The organism is Halobacillus rhizosphaerae, from assembly GCF_046719735.1.
In the GTDB taxonomy this organism is placed as follows: domain Bacteria; phylum Bacillota; class Bacilli; order Bacillales; family Halobacillaceae; genus Halobacillus_B; species Halobacillus_B rhizosphaerae.
On sequence record NZ_JAUTWQ010000033.1, the window covers coordinates 1 to 24,649 of the forward strand.

Below are 24,649 nucleotides of genomic sequence, written 5' to 3' on the forward strand. Positions count from 1 at the left end.
TATAAATTGTCCAAATAACGGGGGACAGTTCAGTGCTCTTCTCTCTTTTTTATAAAAAGAGCTAGTCTTACAAAGAAAGGCATCGACGCACACCGAGTACACCAGCGGGCAAGCTGATGAAGCTTACCGAATGCCTCCCAACCACCGAAAATCCGGCCGGCAACAAGAATTTTCTCTTCGACCTTTACCGTAGAGATCCGCTTCGACTCCTAAACCTATTTGACTAACCTTAAAACTTTTCCCTATGAATAAATAATTTTCGTGTCAAAAAAGCTTTAAAAATTCTTTTGCTGCTTTTGATAAGTAACTATTCTTCCTCCAAATGACTTTGGGTTCAGATATTAAGGTGTGATCCTTTAGCTGAACAACTCTCAATCCTCCCAATGAATGGAGAGATAATAACGAAAGCGGCAGGATCGTGCCACCAAACCCTGATGAAACGAGACCCAGTAACATAATTAAATCCTGACATTCGCACAGGATATTTGGTTCTAAATCTAACCGTTGAAATTCATTAACAATTTGTCCATACACCCCTAAACCATAATTCGGCCGCAGAAGAATTAAAGGCAGATCAATGATTTCCTCTAATCTGCATTGTTCTGATCCGTTCCACTCCCACTTTTCAGGCAGAACAAGTACATAGGGGTCACTTTCCAAGGGCATTTGAGAGATACTTTTTTCCGTTATGGGGCTATTTGTTATCGCAATCTCAATCTCGCGTTTCGATAACATTTTCAAAAGATGAATCGTTTCCCCTTCCCATACTTTGAAAGTCAGACCAGGATTTTTCTCCCGAATATCTACCACCTTGGAAAGCATTAATGAGGCACAATAAAGATTGGATCCAACCGATAAAATTCCGCTGGCGCCTTTCCTCAATTCCTGTACTTCAATCATGGTTTCATCAAATTTATTTAAAAGTTCTTTTGCTCGAAGAAGTAATCTTTCCCCCTCCAAGGTTAAATGAAGACTTTTGTTATCCCGATCAAATAACACAACACCCAGCTCTTCTTCCATTTGTTTAAGCTGTTTGCTCAACGGGGGCTGCGCAATATTTAATTTCTTTGCGGCGGTCGTAATCTTTCCTTCCTCTGCAATCGTGACAAAGTATTTTAACTGCCGAATATCCAAGATGAAACCTCCTTCATACCCAAAAGATATGGTAAATAGATTGAACAGATATTTTAAGTATCATCAAATTGAGTATACACTATTATTTAGTGTCATTCACAAGTTGAAGGAGCGTGACTTTGTTGTTCAAAAAAAATATCATACAACTTCCCAAGCTTTTATCGGTGGGGAATATATCGAATGGATTTGTGGCCTGGCTTTTTGGTTCGGCAGGTCCATTATTAATTGTTTTACAAGCTGCTGCTAAAGGTCATTTGTCTGGCAGCATAACCAGCTCATGGATTTTCGCCATTTATGGAATGGGGGGACTGCTTACGCTCATCGTCTCCTTATATTATGGACAGCCCATAGGCTATGCCTTTTCCATACCTGGCGCCATTCTTATCGGCTCAAGCTTAACCCATTATTCCTTCAATCAAGTGGTTGGTGCCTATATTATAACCGGAATCCTTATTTTTCTATTAGGAATATCTGGTCTTGTTACTAAATTGATGAAGGTTTTGCCGATACCGATTATGATGGGGATGGTGGCAGGTGTCTTACTCCCTTTCGGCACTGGAATGATCCACTCGGTTGTAAAAAATCCTTTACTCAACGGAATCCCGTTACTCGTCTTTCTTGCTCTTTCTTTTTTCTTACGATTTTCAAAAAAGTTTCCGCCTATATTAGGTGCCATCATTGCAGCCATTCTTTGTGTTAAATTTCTGCCGAACGTTTCTGCACAGCCTCTTCATATAGCCATGGGGATTCCCCATTTTGTCATGCCATCATTTAGTTTTTCCGTTATAGGGGAACTTGTCCTTCCGTTACTGTTAACGGTTATTGCCATTCAAAATGCCCAGGGAATCGCTATGTTAGAGACTCACGGCTATCGTCCACCGATCAATGCCATGACCAATTGGAGTGGAATCGGTACCATGATCAATGCTTTTTTCGGTGGCCACCCAGCTTGTATTGCAGGACCCATGACGGGCTTACTCGTTAATGAAGAATCAGGCAAGCTTGAACGCAGGTATGCCGCAGCTATTGTATTAGGAGTATTATCCTGTCTATTAGCTCTATTCTCTCCAATGGCTTCACAAATTCCAAAAGTCATTCCTACTTCATTGATTCAATTACTAGGCGGCATCGCCATGATTAGTGTACTGGTTGACTCTTTGAAAATGAGTTTCTCTGGTCCATTCAAATCAGGAGCCCTGTTTTCCTTTATCATCACAATCTCCGGGGTCTCCATTCTCCATATCGGAGCGCCATTCTGGGGTCTAGTTGGGGGCACCTTGGCCACTATATTCTTGGATAAACAAGATTTCTATAAATCAGAATCAAGAGACCAAAACGATGGTAACTTGAGTGAAGTTCTTAGCGAGGGCAAAATTTCTTAACACCGTTTCTTGAGACCCTGGATACTTCTCATGACACAATAAAGGGACACCTAGACATAGTGCGGTCTAGGTGTACTTTTAATTTCTTTGTATAGAATAAATACCTCATTTTCTTATGATACGGTTCTTCGTAGTAAATCTAGGATTTATTATAATTTCAAACTTATAATTATAGTTAATTTAATTGTATTAACCCAGAACAATACATAGAGGTAAAAGTGCCTTCACTTTAAACATAGAGGGGAAGACACTTTTTAATACTGTAAAATGCGTTTCACCGACTAGACTTGATATTCACTATTTCCCTGAATACTTTATTTACGTTGTGCATCAAATCCTCATAAGTAAAAGAAAAACTGCCTTTGTCTGAGAGTAATTTAATATCCGATTCATTCATCTTAAATGTTAATCCTTTTGCGAGGGACTGGAAAGAAATAACCTTGCCAGCCTTATCAAGCTCCTTATGATTAAGGTGCATTCGAATCTCCCTAGAAAACCGCCTTAACAATTGCCATAACTCTTTTTCTATAGAGTTCTTCATATGAAGCTGAGGCAACTCTTCGGCATCTTTCAAATTAGGTAAAGTTGTTATGGTGGAAGTACTAATTCCATAGCCCACTGGCTTAATTAATTGTTTGAGTCTTCTCCAGGTATCCGTATATAGACTAATTCCACCATGTTTGTACTCTACTTTTACATTTCTTATTTTAGCGTATTGAGAAATCCCACCATCATCCTTAAAGATAGATTTTGGTTTATATAAGGCTATGTAGCTCGATTCCTTCCATCCCTTGCTTAAATAAGAATCCGGAATAAACATTCTGCTTGTCTGGTTGATCTTCCGTAATTGTTGTTCACTGTTCACCTTAACGATCCACACTTTCTCTTCAACTCTAGAGTTCCACTGTTCCAGCGTGCCTTTAGGCAAAATTCCTTCTTCTTGTAATTGTTTAGGTGAGCATTCGATTAAGCGATCTAGAAATCGTTCCACTAATCCAGTTGATTGAGGCAAGAAAGGAAAGCCACCTATATTCACTTTTTGGATGCTTTGATAAAAGGCGTGCTTTTCGTATTCATGTTCTTCACTCCAGGGAAATAATACGTAGGCGCCAAAAGTATTACGCTCATAGGTGGTAGCTATACTTTCTACTATCGCATCTCGATAACGGTGCATCGTATTGATATCTTCCTCAAGCGGACCTGGACTTCCATAATTCCGTCCATAATAGCTTCCTTCTACAGCAAAGTCGACTCGGTACTTGGCATCAAATATGTACTCGTAAGCATGATCCTTTCCTACTTTTTCTATGCTTAACATAGAATCAGGTTTTTGCCTTACAGTCGGCAATATCCCTGAATGCTTTTGGAAATGTAAGGTTATCTTTTCGTTTGTATGAGGGTGACGAAAAACTCTTTTCGCCATCTTCGACTGATTTAACGTTACAAAAAGACCGTCACGATTTACCTTAATAATATCTTGACTGATCATCTTGTACTTAGAAGCTAATATCTGCCCTAACTTCAGAAACGTCCAATATTCATAGAGAGTAGCCACATCTTTGACAGATAATCTCGCTAATTCCCCGCGTAAAACCAAACCACGGGATAGAGTCAAATAGGTTTGATAAGCTTCTCGATATCCAGATGCCATTTGCAATACAAGGGTCATTACAGATCGGTCAAGCTTTCCTATTAACCTCCAAAAGGGAGAAGATAGCTTTTTTTGGATAGATAATTCCATATCTCTTACTAGTTTTATCATATATTGATAAGGATTATTTTGATAGTAGTTATGACTATCTTCCAACGTACGTTTCAAGGAGTTCATTTTATGAGAAAGCCTAACCATCATCCATTTGACGAAGCGATTTTCCAGTGTATCGTAGCTTAGTTCTTTTTGGATGTTTAGCCCTTTTGCGGGCATCATCTTCTGTTCATGAATGGGAATACCATTTGGAGCTTCCTCAAATAGACTGGGACGCTTACGTAGATATTTCAACCCTTTAGTGTCTTGCCTTTTGAGCATGTCCCCCCTCACTAACCGATGTTCTTTCTTCAGTTGGTGATGCGGTTGATTTTCGATATGGGAAACGGCCTGAGTAAACTGTTGAATGTACTTCGTTAATAATCGATAAAATTCTGTCCAAGAGGATTCGACCGTCTGCGTGGTGGTAGCCCCTAAATAAGTTTTCTTAACGAAATGATAGGCAAGGTTATAAACTTCCTCATTCACTTCCTCTAATAGCTGTTGGTAGTCTTCCTTATACGACAGTTTAGATGGAAAGACCTCCAAAGTAACCTCCAACTGTTTTTTCCCTTCACTAAGAATAGAGAAGGTGGTGTACCCAACTTCATTGGTAAAGGATAAATTCCCCATTAATATTTGATGAGGATGCTTCCCTACCTTACTGACCGCTTTCCTTAAGGCAGGATGTTCATGTTCAAATTCTAATGGAGATTGGTTTTTAGGTGTTACAACGAGTTGATAAACTCCATTTTCAAAAAATAAAGGTGGCACACTCGTATGATCCATGAGTTTTTCTTCATTCACATCAAAGACTTTGACGGATTCAATTGCTTGCCCGTTTGCTGAAAAGTACATCGATTCATGAGGCTGAATAGCCTTATATTGCTTCAAACTCTCATAGCGACTGTGATACGGTTTCCCCTTAATGTATAAGGAAAATAAGTCCGTCTCTATTTCAATCAACTCTCTTTCGTCAGCTGCTCCAGAAGGAAGTAAATCCATCCAAATCACCTCGCCAAATCATCTCGTACACTTTTCGACCACTTTTAGGAAAACGCGCGTTATCGAGTATGTCCTCGACCTGGTTCGGTAATAGATCTTCTTCATAGGTATGATTGGTAAAATAAGTAAATAAATTCTTTAGCACCTGAAAGGCTTGGCCATGACTAGCTGACAGTCGCGGAAGAATCTTCTGGTAAAATTGGAAGTCTAACGCTTCGTCTTGCGACATTAAATAGCGACTATAAATCGTATAAAAACATATTTCATCGCGGACACGATAACCAACATGAGCCTGAATAGGCTTAAGAAGATCGTTGATTTTAACCAGCTCTTCTGTCGCATGTACAATGAGTTCTTTATTAGAAGAATAAGCATCTTTCAAACGAAGGTACTCTGATTGCAGCCGTTCATTTGTGAGGTTTATCGGTTCATCTTCGCCTTGCTCTTCTTCAAGAAAAGTTAAGGTATCCAAATGAACATTGTTGAACTCAATCGTATTAGCACGGTCTAACACCTTTTTACTAAACGGATGTGTAGTTTCATCCATGTTCACCGTTCCAATAATATATAAATTAGGCGGGATCGTTACGCGTTCCCCTACTTGGTTCTCACTCAGAATCGGGAGGGTTTGGACTTCCCCATCCACCCATTTTCTACTTTCCATCACACTTAGAAAATCACTAAAATAATACTCCACACGTGCTAAATTCATTTCATCTAGCACTACGAAGTATGGGTGGTCTTTGTGTAAAGTTGCTTCCTTAATAACAGAGGTTAACGGTCCCTGTTGAAATATCCCTTTAATATCGGTGTATCCTAAAAGGTCAGATCCGTCACTCCAGTCAGGTCTTACTGGGATTAAAGTAAATTGCTTGTTTTCCTCTGTGGCCCCTAGACTTCCAGAAAATAATTCTACGATTTTCGTTTTCCCTGTACCAGAGATCCCAGATAAAATCATAAAAGGCTTTGTTCTAAGCGAGAGGAACAAATTTTTCACATCTTCTAATTCATAGTAAAACCCTTGATTCCGTATGTAAGCGTGAATGTGATCTATAATTTTTTCATCTGACCATTCTATATTGGTATCATTTTCTTCCACACGATCACTTTGAACTTGAACATAGTACTCATATATATCAATCATTGACGATAAATCTTTTTGCAGATCAGTTTCTGACGGCAATGAGTTCGAGTTATATTGAATATAAAGTGCCGTAGATTCTTCATACCCCTTACCCTTCGTGCTACTTCCGAGGTTTATCGCATCATCTTTATGTATAGGTGAAGAAGTAGGATAACGCTCTGTCTGAATCGTACTTCTAATATCTTCTCTAATGTGCTTGATCTGTTCTTTAGAAGATTCTGTGATCCCTTGAGCGAAGGTAAGATAAACCCTTTCCATATCTTCACTAAATAAGTAGACTAAATAGTAACCTCGTTGCGTACTCGTCGTTATGTGCTTATTCAAGATGGAAATCCAGGGTACTTGAGCCCAATTTCCTTGCCCCACAGATCCTTTCACAATAAAACGCTCTATATGAATAAATTCTAGAGAGTTGATGATCTTCGGTATATCTGATCGGACAAATTGCCCCAACGAATTCGATTTAAATAGAGACTGTTTTTCCATTAAATATTCATTTGTAACCTTGGTTAATAGCGAGTGAAGTTTGCTTGTGCTTTCTAAATTTAATTGCTCATCCACTAGTTCGACTCTCCTCAAAAATTAAGTGTGTAACTCACTCCGTAAGGAAGCATAATTCCTAGAGTAGATAACCTTTATATTTATCCAAATTTAATTGTCCATAGCTATAACTAACACTAAACTATGAAATAAAGTTTTGAAAGTAAAAAAAGGAAGAGGGTGACTCATTCCTTTAAGGAAAGCAACTTGATCAAACACTGGAGATGGATATTGTATTAGAAGCCGTTCACAGAGGTTTCTCCATCCATCAACCTTTCATTTTAAACAGTGATCAAGGAAGTCATTTACAAGCCCCCAATATACCGATTTACTTAAACAAAATAGACTTATTAAGATAATGCTCACCTGTCACTGTGCCGACCATGTACTCTCTTGTTTCTTTATAGTAGGTTATTATCTTATCCCCTTTTTTAATGTCTCTACTAAAACGCCAAACTTGATTCACCCAACTGTTTCTGGATCCTGGTTTGCTGTCTTCATACACTTCATCACCCATATCAATCAATTCACTCTTTGACTGAATATTATTTGGGTCTCCTAATTGCGGCCATCCAATAGATGCTATACCTTGTTTTTTCCATACAGGAATTAATTCATTATTGTCCCCTGCTCGAACCATCCACCAGCGCTCCATTTCGCAACCCCCTTTAGTAGTTAAACATCAACCTTATATAACTAAAACTATAGCTAGAATAATTATCACAAAACAACGATAGACAGTAAATATACTGGATTTAAGCGGAACTTTAATAAACAAAATAAACTCAAGAGGGTTTGTTATTTCATCTTCATTTAGGTAGTTGCTTATTATATAGATGTTGGATCCCATAAAAGTAAAATAAATTTTTAAAAGCGCCTGGCCAGAAGTTATTTTTAAATAGAGCAGGCACTTAATCCTTTTCTTTTTAGATCTAAATTCATTTAATTAAAGTTCCACATTTCTAAAGCTTCCTTAGCAAATCTCTTTGAGCGATTAACAACTTCACGCAATTTAAATTCATCAAACTCTGCAACTTGTTGCGTTAATTTAATATTAGACTTTTTATATTCCTCAATTTTACTTTTAAATGGATTATTTGATGCACTAATGTTTAATGATCTTGCTAACAGTGTCATGTTTCCTATCCTATTTACATAATCTTTATGTTCTTCATTAGCATTTTCCCCAAGGTAACCTTCCCAATCGCCAAATTCACTTTTCGATTTTTTAGTAGTTATTTTCTGAGGGATTATATGTTCTAAATGAAGGTCAACACCTGACGTTAACTTATACTCTCCTTGATCATTGATTAAATTATACTCAAATTGTTCAAGTACATATTTAGCTCTGCCTTCGTTATTTCTAAAACTATTTCTAGCGAAATTTTCTTGAAATTCATTATCTCCAGGAAGATATTTAAGCAGAATACTTTTAACTTCATATACAACATCAATGTCTCTCACATTAACTAAACTCGAGAATATAGTGTCTAATTCTCCTGTTCTATACTCACAAATATGCCTTCTTAACATAAAAGTCTCTATTAACTTAAGAATCTTAATTTTATCTTCGTGTTCTACATTTCGTTGGAACAAATCTAGTAAAAAAATATAGCTTGGAAAGGATTTAATTTTTTTCAAATTTGTTAAATGTATATTAAGATCATTGATATCAAATGATTGATTTCTAATCTTCTTATAGATATTGGAGGAATCTCTTAGACCTTTTGCAAATTCTAAGATAGTCAATTTATAAGCGGATGATTGTTTAGTATCCTCTTGATCCTCGAAATCAATATCCTGTTCATCGGCAACATCGTCCTCTGTTGAAACCTCTAATGCTCTATACTCACTAAATTCATTAAGATTCTCAGCTTCAATGACTGAATTAAAATAATAGTTTTTAAATTCACTTATAATAGTTGATTTTGTAATTCTTCTTTTCGTAGCGTATGAAAGGTATTGTCTAAAGAAGTCGTCTGTTTTCGTACCATCTAAGTTAATAATAATTTCAGTCCAATAACTTTTTACTTTCTCTAGAGTCTGCTCACTTATTAATGATGCATGACCCAATAGAAAGTTTTTTATTATATCCGTCGGACTTAGTCTAAGACCACGATTGTTTATAGTTTCAAATAATTTATATGCATCTTTAGCATTTGCCACATCCAAACGAATGACAAACGTATTACTTCTAAGCTTGTGTTCATATTCGTACAACTCTTCAACACTAAAAGAACTGAGTTCATGAAGAAAGAATTCATAGGCTTCTACAAGTTTCTCATTTTTCACTTTATCTAAATCCTCATTATTTAAAAATCTCACATAATCTATATCATCTAAATCACCTAAAATAAGGTTTCGCTTTTGCTTTCGGTCTATTCCTTTACAGGTGAGTAATACTTCCAATTCATTATGTACTTCATCAATTCCCAAATCTTTAAATTTGTGTGATAATGCTTTTATTAATATTGTTAATGTTGTTGTTCTCTGTTGTCCATCAACCAATTCGAGCTCATTAATTCCTACAGAGTAGTTTGAAGTTAGACAAAGAATGTTGCCTAATAAATGTGAGTCTTCTTGATTTAATAATTTTATATCATTGAATAAATCTGCCCATTGCTTTTCTCCCCAAGAATATCTTCGTTGATAAGCTGGAATAATAAATTGTTCATTACTGCTACCCAGCATTTGGTTAATGGTTAAAGTTGTAGGGGTAATTTTCATATTGATTTCCTCCTAATGTTTTTTATTATTTACCATAAGGCTCCCCCGATTAATCTTAAACGCCCGATACACCTGCTCTACAAGCATCAGCCGCAATCTAATGATGAGGAAACATCATCTTAGAAAACGACAAACCAAAATCACTCCGCGTTGGGAACTTGTCAACTTTGGCGTAGGGGCCAAGTCGTTTTACATATTCCTCCATTGATGGTGTCTGACCCCCATTGTATTAAAGTGTTAGTGTAATGGGGGTCAGGCACCATATTTCAAATCCTTCAAGTTCCCTTTTCAAAATCCCGGACCTTATCTAAAGCTTTTGGATCAGTAAAATTCAAGTACACCTAAAGTATTGGGATTGTTTCTTGCACAAATCTAATAGACTAATAATCTAACAAGTTTTTATTTGCAAATTCAACTATTTCTATTACTTCTTCTGGATTTGTATCAAACCACTCTGATCCTGGAGAATCCTCGATATTATTCCCTTTTATTTCTAATACCGAATGGAGCATTGTTTCTAGGAGAGGAGCATCCTCAGTTTTAATAATATATTCAATTGTTGGCATTTCTGGTAAGGCTGTAGATCCTTGGGAAAGTATCCGAATTAAAACATCTCTATCAGTTCTGCCAATCTTGCACGGCCATGTACTATGCCCCTTTAATAAAGCAAAATTTTTATAGGTATCAAAATAATATAAATATACCGATGAATTTCCGCTTCCATAAATTTTTTTTATAGGAATTTTTTCATCTTCCTTTGTATCTTCTTCCTCATCCTCCACTATTTCTTCATTTATGGGAGAGTCTTCTTTTTTAATTTCCCAATATCCGTAAGACTTATTTGTTGCCCACCCTTTTACATTCATTCTCTCTAATGCTTTTTTTACTGATCTTGGAAAATCTTTAACTTCAGGTGAGGCCCCTCCATTCGAAATATGATAATCTAATACTTCATTTACAATTTCATCTCGTTTAAGTGTTTTACCATTAAATAATTCTATGATTAGAATTTCAATAATTGAAGGCATTATAGGTAAATTATTATACTTATACTCTCCCAAATTATTACTACTTCCCTTCATATTTATTTACAGGTACTATTTGTATTAAAATCTGATACTTCCATCGTAAAAAATACAAAATACTATTTCCTTTCTAATTTATGATGGTTTTTAAAGATTTAACTTTTCAAAAATCTATTTATGATACGGCTCACCCCGATTAATCTTAAACGCCCGATACACCTGCTCCACCAGCATCAACCGCATCAACTGATGAGGAAACGTCATCTTCGAGAAAGACAAGCCAAAGTCACTCCGCTCCAGCACCTCATCACTCAATCCTAACGATCCGCCAATAACGAAAGAGACTTTGCTTTTGCCGTAGGTGGCGAGTTCGTCCATTTTCTTGGCGAGTTTCTCTGAAGTGAGCTGCTGGCCGTTGATTTCGAGAGTGATGACGTAGCTATCGGGACTGATTTTGGCGAGGATGCGTTCGCCTTCTTTTTGTTTTACTTCTTCCATTTGGGCTTCGCTCAGGTTTTCGGGTGCTTTTTCGTCGGGAACTTCGACGACGTCGACTTTGGCGTAGGGGCCGAGTCGTTTTACATATTCCTCAATGCCCTGTTTTAAATATTTTTCTTTTAATTTTCCTACTGTTACGATGGTAAGTTTCATAGAACCGTCCTCCGTTTTTTCTTTTCTATCCTCTAGTTTACCACGGACAGGTTTTGTCTTCTTCCATCGAATAGGTAAGAGGAAAGCGTTTTTCACCGTCAAAAATGTAAGCGCCATTATTTTTTACACCGACTGAACCCAGTCATGCCAGGGGTTCGCTGGATGCCACCGATTAAATTTGAGTAAAAGCGTTTGCAAATTTGCAATTCTGTACTACAATACTTGTATACAAGTACACTTGAACTTACAGGAGAGGTGAATCAATGGCTGAATCAAAAGAATTATTGTATCCTGAGAAATGGCTTTCGAACACTTCGGCGGGAGAACGTGTCGCGTGTGAGCTTCGTATGCGGATTATTTCCGGCAGAATTGAAAGCGGTACAATTCTATCAGAGAATCAATTGGCTGCTGATTTCGCTGTGAGCCGTTCACCTGTCCGGGAAGCGTTAAAGGTACTTGCTTCTGAAAATATTGTGAAGCTCGAACGCATGGGTGCCGTTGTGGCTGGTTTAACGGAAGTAGAAATCGAAGAAATCTATGACGTTCGTTTATTGATCGAAACCTTTGTGTTTGAACGGTTAGTGAAGATGGACATTGATGAATTAATTAAAGAGCTCAGCCGAATCGTAGAAATGATGAAAATCTCGATTAAATACCAGGATGCGGATGAGTTCGCCTATCAGGATGTCTTATTTCATGAAACGATCATCCGGGCCATTGATCATTCACATATCTTGATGATCTGGAAGAATTTAAAGCCGACGATGGAAAGCCTTATTCTTTTATCGATGAGATTGCGGTTTGAGGAACGATACGATGACCTCGATCGCATCGTGAACAATCATATGCTTTATATTGAAGCGATCAGCAGGAAGAATCATACACTTATGATTAAGTCGCTGCACCAGAATTTCGATGATGTGCAAGGGAAAGTGGAAGACTTATGGGAATCACAGCAGACCTTTTCCAAAGGAAGCAAACGTGGAGAATAATCCACGGGCGGTTTTGGAATCGATTCCATACTTACATAGGTCAAGCTTGAAGCACGCACACACATAAATAAAAACGTACTATGCTCTAGACTCGTAGACCCAATGATCTATCCCATACCATAATCATTGAATCGTACAGCTAGAAACATACTTGGAGGGATTACAATGCCGTTAGTTGTTGTTGCATTAGGAATTGTTGCTTTACTTATATTAATTATGGGACTCAAATTAAATACCTTTGTTGCTCTGATCATCGTTTCCTTTGGCGTCGCTTTGTCACTAGGAATGCCGCTCGGAGACGTTGTCGATACGATTGAATCAGGATTAGGCGGAACCCTTGGCCACCTGGCTCTCATCTTCGGACTTGGTGCGATGTTAGGGAAGTTAATTACTGATTCAGGCGGTGCACAGCGTATCGCGATGACGCTTGTGAACAAATTCGGCGAGAAGAACATTCAATGGGCCGTGGTGGTCGCTTCCTTTATTATCGGGATTGCGTTGTTCTTTGAAGTCGGACTCGTCTTATTAATTCCAATCGTTTTTGCGATTTCCAAACAGTTAAAAGTATCGATCTTATATCTCGGAATTCCGATGGCTGCCGCCTTATCGGTGACTCACGGATTCCTGCCGCCTCACCCGGGGCCAACTGTTATTGCCGGTGAGTATGGCGCAGACCTTGGTAAAGTGCTTGTATACGGAATTATCATTGCGGTTCCAACCGTGATTATTGCAGGACCGCTATTTACGAAACTTGCGAAAAAGCTTGTTCCAGATTCCTTTAATAAAACAGGCAACATTGCTTCTTTAGGCGAAGTAAAAACCTTTGAACTGGAAGACACGCCTAAGTTCGGTATTAGTGTATTCACAGCCATGCTTCCGGTTATTCTTATCGGGATTTCCACGATCTTTACGCTGATCCAGGATACGATGGGCGTGGGCGAAAACGGATTTACCCATCTCGTGAATTTAATAGGAAATGCATCCACAGCGATGCTGATTTCCCTGCTTGTCGCGATTTACACGATGGGCGTGGCTCGTAACATCCCGATCAAAGATGTGATGGATTCCTGTTCCACAGCCATTTCCCAAATCGGCATGATGCTGCTGATCATCGGCGGTGGCGGTGCCTTTAAACAAGTTCTAATTGACGGCGGTGTTGGTGACTATGTGGCGAAGCTATTTGATGGCACAACGATGTCTCCGATCCTGCTTGCCTGGATCATCGCAGCCATCTTAAGAATCTCCTTAGGTTCAGCCACAGTTGCTTCCTTAACCACAGTCGGACTAGTCGTTCCGCTGCTGGGGCAGACAGACGTTGATCTTGCCTTAGTCGTACTTGCGACCGGCGCCGGAAGCTTAATTGCTTCTCACGTCAACGACGCTGGCTTCTGGATGTTTAAAGAGTACTTCGGTTTAACCGTTAAAGAAACCTTTGCGACGTGGACATTGCTTGAGACGATTATTTCCGTTGTCGGATTAGGCTTCATCCTATTAATTAACGTATTTGTGTAAAATGAATTCAAAATCCGTTCCTCGCTTCAGCAGGAACGGATTTTTTATGTCCTGTTTTAGTTTCCTTTAGGTATCTCAACCTCTTTTCTATTTCTTTTTTTGTACAGAAGAACGGATGGATGAATGAGAAAGGCAACTGTCGTCATGATCGTTAAAGAGACGTCTACATTTGGCATATAATTAGGAGAAAACATAATCATCATAGAACTAAAACCGATCCAAAGGAGCAATATTCCGTAAGAGGTTTGCGTCACTTCTTTCATGAATTTTTTAGTGGCGGCGTTCTGCAGCTCCTGGTTTTCAAAGTAAGGATTAGATATAAGGCTTGCCAAGCCTGCTGCACATACCATGATGAGCACGTTCCATATTTCATGAGGAAAAGCATTCATTGCTCCAACTCCTTTTTCCATATACTACTAATTAACCTATTACCTCCTACTGGAAACTCTTTACATAAAATAAAAAAAGAGCCCTCATCCAAGGCTCTTTTAGTGAAAATATAAGTCAGCTGATCTTCGACAAAAAGTCTGATAACAGTTTATTGTACGTTTCAGGTTGATCCATGTTAGCCGTATGGCCGGCATCTGGGATTAAACCCACTTGAGCATCGTTGGATATCTTCTTCACATAATGAACAGCTTCTACTTCGTGTAACTCCTTACTCCCATTAAGCATCAGGATGGGGGATTGAATCTTAGAAATATCCTCTTTTAATGCAGTGGGATAGTTGTAGGTCATGGTATAAAGCACATTCTTTAGCGTGCTCCTCCATTTCTCCCCGTGCAATTTCTCGAAGTGTTCCGCTGTGCCTTTATCGGTGTTCTCTATATTCAAGAAATACTCATATTGCTTGTCCATTACCCCTGTCAGCTCTTCAGGAATATAAGGTGTATAGCCTGTTAAAACGATGGAATTCACCCATTGAGGTTCTCTTAATGCTATATGTACAGCTAAAGATGCTCCTAAAGATAAACCGATTAAACAACCTTCTCCATTCATTTTCATTTTTTCTATCACATAAGTAAGAGCTTCCTCAAAATAGTCCTCAGGTGCCTCTTTGGGATTGTTTCCATGACCAGGTAAATCTAGCAGAATTAGTTCGTAGTTGTCTTCTAGGAAAGATATCTGTTCTAAGAAGTGCGTTTGCGCTGTTCCCATAAATCCGTGCAATAAATAAAGCCTCTGCAATAAAATCCACTCCTTCGCTTAGCGTTACAAATGACCATTGGAAAAATATTGATGTAATCAGTTTATCATACGTGTTTCTGTCGAGAACAGGCTGCTGGTCTTTTTGTAACATCGAGTAGTAGAAGAAAAAATGAAACTAAACGAATCAAAAAAAGACACGTCCTATCTTCTAAAAAAGAACTTTGACTTCGGCTTCTTTTTTAAATGGAAAGATACTTGTCTCGTTAGGTAATGAATGCGCATATTTAACCAAGCCTACAGATTCCCAAGTGTTACACCGTTATGTTTTTTTGCCGACGATTCAATCATAGCGTCCAGTTCCTTTTGGCTTTCAGCTTTCTCGTAATCGGTATTTCCATACCACTTTTCTACATCTTCTTTGTAGATGGTTTGTCTAACATCGTCAAATATAAAAACGATTTTTTCTGTGTCCTTTGTCAAACAATACAAATAAGTAGCATTTGTCAAAAGGATAGTACCAAATTTCTTTTTATTTGAAACATCATAACGCAGGGTTATCTGTTTTTCGTCTGGATATTTAGAAAAACTTTTCATATCGTCTTTGTACGGGAGTGAATTAATGATAGAGCTTATATACTTGTGGTCTGATAAATTTGTTCCCTTATAAAGAAACAAAGGGTCTTCTTCTTTTCCATCTCCTGCAAAGGTACAACCACCCAGTAGCATGGCTGTGATACACAAAGATAAGATTTTCACACTCTTCGCTCCTTCCTGTTTGCGACTCCGGCGGCATCTTTCTTCACTACGCTGTTTGATAGAATCTAAAAAAAGAGAGGCGACTGCGAACAGCCACCTCTCCACTCTATTGCTGAAACTTATCCGGCAGATGCGTCAAATCAATCCCCCACACAAGTGGAAGATAGAAATAGATCGCCAGCGTCACCACCACAATCGCAATTATATTTAACAAAAAGCCGGCCCGAGCCATGTCCGGAATCCTTAAATACCCCGAACCAAAGACCACGGCGTTCGGCGGCGTCGCAACCGGTAGCATAAACGCACAGCTTGCTGCCACACCCGCTCCGATCATTAAACTGTACGGATGCACCGATATCGCTCCTGCCAGCGAAGCCATAATCGGGAACATCATCGTTGCGGTCGCCGTGTTGGAAGTGATTTCGGTGAGGAAAATCACCAGCGTGACGACAATCGCCAGAATGAGGAACAGATTGATGCCGTCGAGGATCGTCAGCTTGTTCCCGATCCACTCGGCAAGCCCTGATTCTTCAAATCCGGCGGCAATCGCGAGACCCGCTCCAAACAGCAGCAAGATGCCCCACGGCAAGCCTTTGGCGGTATCCCAGTCAAGCAGGAAGTCGCCTTTTTTATTTTTCGACGGAAACAGAAACAGAATGATCGCGGCGGTCATCGCAATGTTGGTATCATTGACTCCTGGAAAATAGGGCGAAATAAAGAACGAACGGATAATCCACGTAAACGCAGTCAGGGCGAAAATCGTCAGCACCACTTTTTCTTCCGATGCCATCGCTCCTAACGCCTGCTGTTCCTTTTTAATCACTGCTTTACCGCCAGGCAGCTGGGTGATCTTCATTGGAAACGCAAACTTCACGAGATACACCCAGGCGAGGACCAATAGAATAATAGCAAGCGGAACGCCAAATGCCATCCAGCCGGCGAAGGAAATCTCAATGCCGTACGTTTTTTTCACGACCGCACGGAAAATCGTGTTCGGCGGGGTTCCGATCAGGGTGCCGAGTCCGCCAATCGAGGCGCTGTAAGCAATCCCAAGCATGACGACTTTGCCGAAGTTAAACGAAGAATGGTCCACTTCGCCGTTGCCTTCTTTTTTCAACTGCTCGGAGGCCTGGTAAATAACGGCCATTCCGATCGGCACCATCATCATCGAGGTGGCGGTGTTCGAGATCCACATCGACAGGAAGCCGGTCGCGACCATAAACCCGAGGATGATTCGTTCGGTACTGGTGCCGATCATGGAGATGATAAATAAGGCAATCCGTTTATGCAGGTCCCATTTCTGCATGGCGAGGGCGATGAGGAACCCGCCCATAAATAAGAAGATGGTATTATCGCCATAAGAGGATGCTGTGGCATCGCCGGCCAGTCCTCCGGTCAGCGGGAACAAAATCAGCGGCAGTAAAGAAGTGGCGGGGATCGGGATCGCTTCGGTGATCCACCAGGTGGCAATCCACACGGTGCTGGCTAAGATCGAAACCGCCGCCTGCGACAGGTCTCCCGGATGGAAGAAGATTAAGATAAGTACAAATAATAGCGGTCCAAGAATTAATCCGACTTTCTGACGCTTATCAAACGAGGGGCCGTCGCCATTCGTATTCGCGTCTTCCTGTTCTTTGTCGTTGCTTTCAAGCTTGCTCGAATCTCCAGTAACGGCAAATTTCATTAAGTCTTTCGCTTGTTCATGCATGTCCCATAACTTGTTCCAATAGCTCTTCACTAGCGTTTGGGCATTCATAGGCCATTCCCTCCTATCTAATTATTCCTCTTCGTGTGAGCGCTTTCTTTCCCGCGCATATAAGAGCATCCATCCCCGTACCATCCGTCCCCCGTCTGGTTTACTTTTATTTGCCTAAATAATTACAATATAGAAAAATTCCCTACATCTCCCTTTTCCAAACGTGCCCTTCGTACCGTTTGTTTCACGTGAAACAAGAAAACCGGCCCTCGATATCGAGAGCCGGTTCTGCTGTTATTTTTCATCTTCAAGCATATGGATGCGTTCCATCATCGTCGGGTGGCCGTACCGTAAATATTTAACCAGCCAGGGCGGATTCACTTCACTCAGACTGTTGACGGTCAATTCCTGGAACGAACCAATCGCTGCGTCCGTGTCATCCTGCAAATGAATCGCATATTCATCGGCCGCTTTCTCCGCACTTCGGGAAATCGTCAACTCAATCGGACTTGCTGCAAAAGATAGCAGCGAAAAGATCAGCATCAGCGCCGGCAGCGAGGTAATATCCCCGACACCCTTCACGCCCCAGCCGCTGCCCCATTTTCGAATAAAAATGTGCAGCAGTCGATACGCGAGGTATAAGCCAATAAACGCGCCGACAATCGACAAAGCCAGATTGAGATACAGATGATGCATCACATAGTGCCCCATCTCATGCGCCATAATAAACAACACTTCTTTATCCGACAGCTTGCTGAGCGTCGTATCCCAGAGCACGATTCTCAAGTTCGAGCCAATACCGTTTACATAAGCGTTCATTGTGTTCGTTTTCTTCGACATATCCACTTGATAGACCCGGTCTGCAGGAATATCCGCTTGATCGGCAAGTGTAAGAATCTTTTGTTCCAGCTGAGGATCTTTCAGCTCGGTAAAATCGTTGTAGAGGGGATCAATGACCACCGGCTGCAGGTACATCATAAATACGATGAACGGAATCAGCAGGAACCAGGCATACAGCCACCAGCGCTTCTGGAACTTGCAAATGAGCAGATATAACACAGTAATCAATACGGCGGTTATTCCGACATCCAGCCAGAAGCTGATCAGCTGATCCTTCATCCAGTCGGCAAACGGCTGCGTAGAAATGCCGTACTTCAACGACAGCCGCCGGGAAATATAGTCGATCGGCAGGTTAATGATCCACGTGAAGCAGGAGAGCAGCAGCACATAGATCGGGATTTTCACCGCGGTGAACCGGGAAACCTGCTCCCCCGCTTCTTTAAACAGCCGTGATAAACCGAAGACCAGCACCCCTATGTAAATGATCCACTGCAGCGGCACACTAATAAAAAACAAGAAATCCTTATCACGAGAGAATTGTTCACTCAGCGCCAGCTGTTTCGCCGTCATAAAGGTCGATGGGTCGGCGGCCGTTCCCTGATAAGCGGCCGGCACACCGTAATCGGCCCAGTTAAACAAATAAAGGCCGGCGATGAGGGCATAGATGGGGAATAAAATCAGTGTCCACTTCACAAAGCGTTTCTTCATGATGAGCTCCTCCCTTCGATGTTCGATCGTTCTCCTATAGATGTACGAGCATCGCCTGCGATTTAGAACCGGCGCTTTTTTTTAAAACCTTCTACTATTGTAACCAACGCCTGAAGAGTTTAGCCTGTTAGGATTTCTACCTTTTCTACAAAAAATGAACCAACCTTGCAATTTATGAACATTTCGTGAACCCTCGCCAAATCAGGCTAAAAACCGCTTGTTAAGGGTTGCACAAACTAATTGGACGGCATTATAATAAAGTCAGAGCTTAACACGGACGGTGTTAGCGGACAAGGAGGCTATCAAACTATGAAAACTTTAAATCACTCATTAGTCGCTAGCGTTTTATATTTCCTAACAGCTTTTATCTGGGGATTTGAATTCTTCTCCTCTCAAATGATTCATAAAGATATCTTTGCTGTCCTCTATGTGATTCACATGGCTGCAGCGGCGATGTTCTATTTCAAATATATGCAATCTAAAAAAGTCGAAACTGGCAATGCAACGGTTCAATCATAATTAAAACAAGGCTGGGACATGAAATACCATGCCTGCCCTTCTATATATGAATGAGAAAAACGCTTGAAATCAGATTCCGGAATCTTGATTTCAAGCGTTTTTTCTATGTAAAAAGATTTATTATTTTTCTTCCATTATTAAGTGTTCCGTTACACGCGGAATGTGTTGAAGACCTGCGGGCAGAAAGCCTGGGAGAACGGGGTATTCGTAAATCGCACTTAACGGAACCCACCGATAAACCAGCCGTTCGCCCTCCAGTCCATGAAACGAATCTTCCCTGAAATACGATTCTTCTGCCTCCAGCACATAATAGAATCCCACTTCATGCATCTGGATGTCTTTATAAGTAAAAAAGTTCTCTGCAATCCACGGCAGTCCTTTCACGTGACAAGTGCAGCCTAATTCTTCCTCAAACTCACGCACAACCGCATCCCTAGAGCGCTCACCCAGCTCGATTCCTCCGCCAGGCAGAGCCCAATAATGATCTTCTTTTTGCTTATGTAGCAACACATGATTTTTTTCAATTAAAATTCCAGCCGCGCGAAAGTTAAATTTGATGCCTTCTGCCTGAAATCTAACATCCATCTGACCCACTCCTTTCTCCCGTCTTGTACCTTTCGCTGGATAGAACGGGAATCCCTGCTTCCTTCCCTACCTCTGTCTACAGTTTGAACTTAGGAAATAGGAAGTGAAAAAATAAACCATTCCAGCGCAGGAAATACACGGAGACTTCTGCGGGAGGAAGGAATAGGTTTGACCCCGCAGGGCGAAAGCACGAGGAGGCAAACCAGCCGCCCGCGAAAAGCGGAGTGTATTTCCGGAGCGGCCATATAGGGTAAACCTCTGCCCTTCTCTTGTTTCCTTATCCTCAATTTATGAAATCATCTTCAGCACATAAAAAAACCCGGAGGCATGCCCCGGGTCCCTTCAAAGCTTCACAATCACTTTCGACTCTTTCTCCTCAAGTAGGTTTTCGAACGACGCAAGTGTTTGCTTAGTTCCTCCAGTGGTATTCCATCATCGAAACGATCTTTATCAAACATTTCAGCGAAGGCATGCTCATGGACGAACGGCAGTTTCTTCACACGTTTACCTGTTTCCACTTCCGGCAGGGGACCCACCTCCATATGTCTGATTCGTTTCTAATACCACCGGTGAAGGGAGAAAACCAAGGGAGGTTTTAGAAATTGGGCTCTTTGTTAGAAAATATGTGCGGAAACAGAGGTTTATGCCACTTTTTTTTGCCATATCGTATCGAGCGGACTACCGCAGGGAAGCCGCTATATCGTTCACTCGTTCAATAACTTTCTCAATCTCCTGCTCATTCACGTCATAATGGGTGACCAGCCGAATCGTCTGCGGCCCGAATGGATTGGCAAGGACGTCTGCTTCCTTCATTCTTTCGAGGAATTCTTCCGCCGTCTGTCCAAGCCTGCCCACGTTAACAAGCACCATATTGGTTTCCACTTTGCCTTCAATTTCGAGACCTTGAATATTCCCAATGCCTTCTGCTAACCGGCGGGCATGCGTATGGTCTACAGTCAGGCGATCGGTCATATCGTTTAGCGCTACGAGCCCCGGAGCCGCTATGATCCCCACTTGCCGCAAACCGCCGCCGAGACGCTTGCGCCATTTTCTCGCTTTGGTAATGAACTCCGCTGATCCTGCAATCACTGAGCCAACCGGAGCGCCTAAGCCTTTGGATAAGCAGAACTGAACCGTATCGACTTGATCGGCATATCGCTTCACCGATATCCCTGATGCCGCAGCCGCATTAAACAAGCGGGCGCCGTCCAAATGTACAGGGATATTATGTGTACGCGCTACGTCATAGATCGCCTGCATATTTTCTAACGGCACAATCGCACCGCCTGCTTTGTTGTGGGTATTCTCCACACAAATCAGACCCGTCTCTGGAAAATGAACATCCTCCGGCCGAATCGCCGCACGTATATCTTCTGGATTCATCGCTCCTCTAACGCCGGGAATCGTTCGGGGCTGAACCCCGGCAAAGGCCGACATAGACGCCCCTTCATACAAAAATAGGTGAGAGCTCTCCTCCAGCAGCACTTCATTCCCCGGCTGGCAATGCGTCAGCACAGAAATCTGGTTGCCCTGCGTGCCGCTCGTCACGAACAGTGCCGCATCCTTGCCTAACATCTCTGCCGCTTTAGCTTCAAGACGCTGAACCGTGGGATCCTCTCCATAAACATCATCGCCTACTTCCGCTTCAAAGGCCGCCTGCCGCATCGCAGACGTAGGTTTGGTGACGGTATCACTTCTTAAGTCGATCATATGTATCTCCTCCTTCCTTTCATTGTACGAAACAACCGAGCGGATGGAAAATTTTTTGCCAAAAGGAAGAGAAGAAAGGAGAAACTAACGGAAATCAAGTTCTCGTATACCGTTAATTCAGGGTCCTTTGACCTAATCGATTGGTCAGGGGAAAATCAGCAATTCAGCAGAGAGGAACCTACAGGTAGTAAAAAAAGTTGTCCACAATTCACAAGTGTTCTTCACATGACATTGTGGAATTATCTGAGGATTTACTTTAAAAAAGTTTTACAATTCTTAATATTTACGTTTTTACAAAAGGTATTGTGGAAAAGTCATTTTTTCTATAAGATGGAAATATTTTATAAAATAACCGCTATAAATATAGGTATGAAGCCTTTTTATCAAGCTGAGGAGATCTGAAAAAAGAAGTAACGATATCAGTTACCCACAATTGTCCACAGACTTATTCACAGAGTTTGTAAATTCTTTTTTATGCACAGGTTGTCCCATGCTGTAAACAGATTGTCCACAATATTATCCACATATACACATATTCGCATCTCTTATGTGGTAGTAGAATTTATGTTCGCCACCATATATGCTTTTTATCCAGAACAATATGCACAGGGTGTGGATAATAGTTATAGGACTTTTTCCATAATTTTATAGTTAACGAAGCTAGTTATTTCCGACAAAAATCGTGGATGGCATACTGCCATCCACGATTCTCTTTCCTACTTTTGTGAACCCAGGGTAACTTTCGTCGTATCTTTCTTACCATCACGATAATAAGTGATCTTCAGCTCGTCACCTGGATCTTTCTTGTCATAGAGGTACTTGCGAAGGTCGATGATGGTTTCTATTTTCTTATCATCCAGCTTCACGATTACATCCAGAGGCTGCAGTCCTGCTTTAGCCGCTGGTGACATCTGTTTGATGCTTCGGATATAGAGACCGCCTTTCACTTCTTTCGGCAGCTTCAAGGTATTCTGCCATTCTGAAGAAGGCACTTCATCTAGACCATACGCTTCCACACCAATGTATGGACGGTTTACCTTGCCGTATTTTTCAAGCTCATTGATAATCGGCAGCGCGGAGTTGATCGGAATCGCAAATCCAATGCCCTCCACGGCTGATTCGGCAATTTTCATCGAGTTAATCCCAACGAGCTGTCCTTCAATATTAATTAAGGCCCCGCCACTATTTCCCGGGTTGATGGCGGCATCTGTCTGGATGACCTCTGCCTGCCAGTCTTCTAATCCATCGCCATTAAAGTCTTGTGGAATCGCACGCTGCTTTCCGCTGATGACTCCTTTGGTCACCGATCCGGAAAATCTCAGTCCTAATGGATTCCCGATAGCGATTGCCGGCTCGCCTACTTTTAACTTGTCAGAATCGCCAATTTCAATCGTCTTCTTCACTTTATCTCCCGGCATTTTAAGTACGGCTAAATCGGTGAATAAATCACTGCCGACAAGCTGGGCTTTGACTCTAGTTTCATCTGACAGCACAACTTCAATTTCATTGGCTCCTTCAATTACATGATTGTTCGTAACCACATAGGCGTCGCCATCCTGCTTCTTGTAAATAACCCCGGAACCTATGCCTGCTTCCTGAGGAGAAGAATCGGATTGCTGATCCCAGAAATCTGACTGGCTCTGCATATTCACGACCCCTACAACCGAAGGAGTGACTTTATCTACAATGTCCGTCACCTGGGTGTTCACGTCCACGGAAACTTGCTTTGTCGTAGTACCTGTTAATCCTGTATCCCCTTTGACCAATCCGCTTTCATCTTCTGGAATGGTGATATCATAAGGGAGCAGCTCTGTTTGCACGAGCGCGGGTAAGGCCAACAAAACTAAAACTGCCCCGAGAATTACTCCAACAATGGTTGGCATAATCCAGCGGCGGCGATGCTTTTGTTGCTGAGTAGCATGAGAGTGGTCATCATAATAGCCCACAGCATCTTCACCTGTCCTTTCGTCCTCTTAACTTTTTACTATAAGTAGTGTTTCCTTTAAATCCAAAATTTAAAACTTCTAAACTGTATAGATAGGCGTGGCCGCTGCCGGGTCGGTATCATAAAGATCGATCCGTGAACCCAGCTCAAACCCGCGTTCTTCCAGTACATTCTTCACCGACATGCGGGCGAGGTCTTTCATATTATTATCTAAGCTCAAGTGAGCCAAATAAATTCGTTTTGTCCGGTCTGTAATAATGTCAGTCAGGGCAAGGGCACAATCTTCATTGGACACGTGGCCGGAATCACCTAAGATTCTGCGCTTTACATTCCACGGGTACCGGCCCATCCGGAGCATGCTTACATCATGATTCGATTCAAAGATATACGCATCGGCACCTTCCACCGTCTTCTTAATACGTTCGGATACATAGCCTAAATCCGTCACAAGCGCAACTTTCCTGCCATCCTGATGAAAAGTAAAAAACATCGGCTCAGCTGCATCATGCGAAACCGCGAAGGATTCAATATCGATCCCGCCAAAGGTCTTGGTTTCTTCCATATTAAAAAGAAACTTCTGATCGACAGAAATCTTGCCAATCTGACCGTCCATTGCTTTCCACGTCTTTTCATTTGCATAGATCGGCAGCTTGTACCGCCTTGCCATAATCCCCAGACCCTTAATATGGTCACTGTGCTCATGCGTAACTAGAATTCGCGAAAGCTCGTGCGGATCGACGTTCACTTGAGCGAGCAGTCCTTCCACTTTCTTGCCGCTTAGCCCGGCATCTACCAAAATCTTCTCTTCGCCAGATTCTATATAAAAGGCATTGCCAGTACTGCCTGAAGCAAGCACACTAAATTTCAAACTCATTTATTTACACT

General features: G+C 41.3%; 21 protein-coding genes. 4 read left to right on the plus strand and 17 right to left on the minus strand.

The window, feature by feature from the left end; translation table 11 throughout:
- Window positions 1-264 precede the first annotated feature (264 nt).
- The gene (locus tag Q7A53_RS20645; RefSeq protein ID WP_411791104.1) at window positions 265-1,134 is read right to left on the minus strand and encodes a LysR family transcriptional regulator; all 870 of its coding nucleotides are present in this window, start codon (window positions 1,132-1,134) and stop codon (window positions 265-267) included.
- 119 nt (window positions 1,135-1,253) lie between these two features.
- On the opposite strand from Q7A53_RS20645, the gene Q7A53_RS20650 reads away from it, so the two are divergent.
- Window positions 1,254-2,516: a benzoate/H(+) symporter BenE family transporter gene (locus tag Q7A53_RS20650; RefSeq protein ID WP_411791105.1), complete on the plus strand. Its 1,263-nt coding sequence runs from the start codon at window positions 1,254-1,256 to the stop codon at window positions 2,514-2,516.
- Window positions 2,517-2,790: 274 nt separating this feature from the next.
- Here Q7A53_RS20650 and Q7A53_RS20655 read toward each other — a convergent pair whose 3' ends face one another.
- The 6 genes from Q7A53_RS20655 to rlmH form a co-directional block, all read right to left on the minus strand.
- Window positions 2,791-5,265, minus strand: a complete 2,475-nt coding sequence (locus Q7A53_RS20655; RefSeq protein WP_411791106.1) for a DUF2357 domain-containing protein — start codon at window positions 5,263-5,265, stop codon at window positions 2,791-2,793.
- Entirely contained in the window at window positions 5,237-6,970 is a 1,734-nt protein-coding gene (locus Q7A53_RS20660) for an MrcB family domain-containing protein (RefSeq protein ID WP_411791107.1), read from the minus strand. Before Q7A53_RS20660 ends, Q7A53_RS20655 begins: the two co-directional genes overlap by 29 nt.
- 307 nt (window positions 6,971-7,277) lie before the next feature.
- Complete coding sequence (locus Q7A53_RS20665) at window positions 7,278-7,604, minus strand: restriction endonuclease (protein WP_411791108.1); 327 nt, start codon at window positions 7,602-7,604, stop codon at window positions 7,278-7,280.
- Window positions 7,605-7,891: 287 nt separating this feature from the next.
- On the minus strand, window positions 7,892-9,676 hold the full coding sequence (locus Q7A53_RS20670) for a DUF262 domain-containing protein (RefSeq protein WP_411791109.1): 1,785 nt from the start codon (window positions 9,674-9,676) through the stop codon (window positions 7,892-7,894).
- Between the two features lie 380 nt (window positions 9,677-10,056).
- Window positions 10,057-10,737 (minus strand): GIY-YIG nuclease family protein, encoded by a 681-nt coding sequence (locus tag Q7A53_RS20675; RefSeq protein WP_411791110.1) that lies wholly within the window; start codon window positions 10,735-10,737, stop codon window positions 10,057-10,059.
- A 135-nt stretch (window positions 10,738-10,872) separates the two neighbouring features.
- On the minus strand, window positions 10,873-11,352 hold the full coding sequence (rlmH, locus tag Q7A53_RS20680; RefSeq protein WP_411791111.1) for a 23S rRNA (pseudouridine(1915)-N(3))-methyltransferase RlmH: 480 nt from the start codon (window positions 11,350-11,352) through the stop codon (window positions 10,873-10,875).
- 263 nt (window positions 11,353-11,615) lie between these two features.
- Between rlmH and Q7A53_RS20685 the strand changes: the two genes are divergently transcribed.
- Window positions 11,616-12,344 (plus strand): GntR family transcriptional regulator, encoded by a 729-nt coding sequence (locus tag Q7A53_RS20685; RefSeq protein WP_411791112.1) that lies wholly within the window; start codon window positions 11,616-11,618, stop codon window positions 12,342-12,344.
- Between the two features lie 165 nt (window positions 12,345-12,509).
- Window positions 12,510-13,856: a GntP family permease gene (locus Q7A53_RS20690; RefSeq protein ID WP_411791113.1), complete on the plus strand. Its 1,347-nt coding sequence runs from the start codon at window positions 12,510-12,512 to the stop codon at window positions 13,854-13,856.
- 56 nt (window positions 13,857-13,912) lie between these two features.
- On the opposite strand, the gene Q7A53_RS20695 is transcribed toward Q7A53_RS20690, so the two are convergent.
- From Q7A53_RS20695 to Q7A53_RS20715, 5 genes are all read right to left on the minus strand, one after another.
- Window positions 13,913-14,245: a hypothetical protein gene (locus tag Q7A53_RS20695; RefSeq protein WP_411791114.1), complete on the minus strand. Its 333-nt coding sequence runs from the start codon at window positions 14,243-14,245 to the stop codon at window positions 13,913-13,915.
- Between the two features lie 115 nt (window positions 14,246-14,360).
- Window positions 14,361-15,044 carry an alpha/beta fold hydrolase gene (locus tag Q7A53_RS20700; protein WP_411791115.1) on the minus strand — a complete coding sequence of 228 codons (684 nt, stop codon included), beginning with the start codon at window positions 15,042-15,044 and terminating at the stop codon, window positions 14,361-14,363.
- 255 nt (window positions 15,045-15,299) lie between these two features.
- A complete protein-coding gene (locus Q7A53_RS20705; protein ID WP_411791116.1) occupies window positions 15,300-15,761 on the minus strand; it encodes a hypothetical protein in 462 nt (153 codons plus the stop codon).
- A 106-nt stretch (window positions 15,762-15,867) separates the two neighbouring features.
- Complete coding sequence (locus tag Q7A53_RS20710) at window positions 15,868-17,517, minus strand: SLC13 family permease (RefSeq protein ID WP_411791117.1); 1,650 nt, start codon at window positions 17,515-17,517, stop codon at window positions 15,868-15,870.
- Window positions 17,518-17,751: 234 nt separating this feature from the next.
- On the minus strand, window positions 17,752-19,005 hold the full coding sequence (locus Q7A53_RS20715; RefSeq protein WP_411791118.1) for a M48 family metallopeptidase: 1,254 nt from the start codon (window positions 19,003-19,005) through the stop codon (window positions 17,752-17,754).
- Between the two features lie 309 nt (window positions 19,006-19,314).
- Between Q7A53_RS20715 and Q7A53_RS20720 the strand changes: the two genes are divergently transcribed.
- The gene (locus Q7A53_RS20720; protein ID WP_411791119.1) at window positions 19,315-19,524 is read left to right on the plus strand and encodes a hypothetical protein; all 210 of its coding nucleotides are present in this window, start codon (window positions 19,315-19,317) and stop codon (window positions 19,522-19,524) included.
- 120 nt (window positions 19,525-19,644) lie between these two features.
- On the opposite strand, the gene Q7A53_RS20725 is transcribed toward Q7A53_RS20720, so the two are convergent.
- The 5 genes from Q7A53_RS20725 to Q7A53_RS20745 form a co-directional block, all read right to left on the minus strand.
- Entirely contained in the window at window positions 19,645-20,109 is a 465-nt protein-coding gene (locus Q7A53_RS20725; protein WP_411791120.1) for an NUDIX hydrolase, read from the minus strand.
- A gap of 356 nt (window positions 20,110-20,465) precedes the next feature.
- Window positions 20,466-20,651 (minus strand): hypothetical protein, encoded by a 186-nt coding sequence (locus Q7A53_RS20730; RefSeq protein WP_411791121.1) that lies wholly within the window; start codon window positions 20,649-20,651, stop codon window positions 20,466-20,468.
- A gap of 136 nt (window positions 20,652-20,787) precedes the next feature.
- Window positions 20,788-21,819 (minus strand): low-specificity L-threonine aldolase, encoded by a 1,032-nt coding sequence (gene ltaE, locus Q7A53_RS20735; RefSeq protein WP_411791122.1) that lies wholly within the window; start codon window positions 21,817-21,819, stop codon window positions 20,788-20,790.
- A gap of 716 nt (window positions 21,820-22,535) precedes the next feature.
- The gene (locus Q7A53_RS20740) at window positions 22,536-23,765 is read right to left on the minus strand and encodes a S1C family serine protease (RefSeq protein WP_411791123.1); all 1,230 of its coding nucleotides are present in this window, start codon (window positions 23,763-23,765) and stop codon (window positions 22,536-22,538) included.
- Between the two features lie 78 nt (window positions 23,766-23,843).
- Entirely contained in the window at window positions 23,844-24,638 is a 795-nt protein-coding gene (locus Q7A53_RS20745) for an MBL fold metallo-hydrolase (RefSeq protein ID WP_411791124.1), read from the minus strand.
- Between the last annotated feature and the right edge of the window lie 11 nt (window positions 24,639-24,649).

Excerpts from the sequence above, each read along its gene's own strand:
- Q7A53_RS20655 (WP_411791106.1), bottom strand. The coding sequence starts at position 5,265 with ATGGATTTACTTCCTTCTGGAGCAGCTGACGAAAGAGAGTTGATTGAA.
- Q7A53_RS20665 (WP_411791108.1), bottom strand. The coding sequence starts at position 7,604 with ATGGAGCGCTGGTGGATGGTTCGAGCAGGGGACAATAATGAATTAATT.
- Q7A53_RS20670 (WP_411791109.1), bottom strand. The coding sequence starts at position 9,676 with ATGAAAATTACCCCTACAACTTTAACCATTAACCAAATGCTGGGTAGC.
- rlmH (WP_411791111.1), bottom strand. The coding sequence starts at position 11,352 with ATGAAACTTACCATCGTAACAGTAGGAAAATTAAAAGAAAAATATTTA.
- Q7A53_RS20685 (WP_411791112.1), top strand. The coding sequence starts at position 11,616 with ATGGCTGAATCAAAAGAATTATTGTATCCTGAGAAATGGCTTTCGAAC.
- Q7A53_RS20690 (WP_411791113.1), top strand. The coding sequence starts at position 12,510 with ATGCCGTTAGTTGTTGTTGCATTAGGAATTGTTGCTTTACTTATATTA.
- Q7A53_RS20695 (WP_411791114.1), bottom strand. The coding sequence starts at position 14,245 with ATGAATGCTTTTCCTCATGAAATATGGAACGTGCTCATCATGGTATGT.
- Q7A53_RS20710 (WP_411791117.1), bottom strand. The coding sequence starts at position 17,517 with ATGAATGCCCAAACGCTAGTGAAGAGCTATTGGAACAAGTTATGGGAC.
- Q7A53_RS20715 (WP_411791118.1), bottom strand. The coding sequence starts at position 19,005 with ATGAAGAAACGCTTTGTGAAGTGGACACTGATTTTATTCCCCATCTAT.
- Q7A53_RS20720 (WP_411791119.1), top strand. The coding sequence starts at position 19,315 with ATGAAAACTTTAAATCACTCATTAGTCGCTAGCGTTTTATATTTCCTA.
- Q7A53_RS20725 (WP_411791120.1), bottom strand. The coding sequence starts at position 20,109 with ATGGATGTTAGATTTCAGGCAGAAGGCATCAAATTTAACTTTCGCGCG.
- Q7A53_RS20730 (WP_411791121.1), bottom strand. The coding sequence starts at position 20,651 with ATGGAGGTGGGTCCCCTGCCGGAAGTGGAAACAGGTAAACGTGTGAAG.
- ltaE (WP_411791122.1), bottom strand. The coding sequence starts at position 21,819 with ATGATCGACTTAAGAAGTGATACCGTCACCAAACCTACGTCTGCGATG.
- Q7A53_RS20745 (WP_411791124.1), bottom strand. The coding sequence starts at position 24,638 with ATGAGTTTGAAATTTAGTGTGCTTGCTTCAGGCAGTACTGGCAATGCC.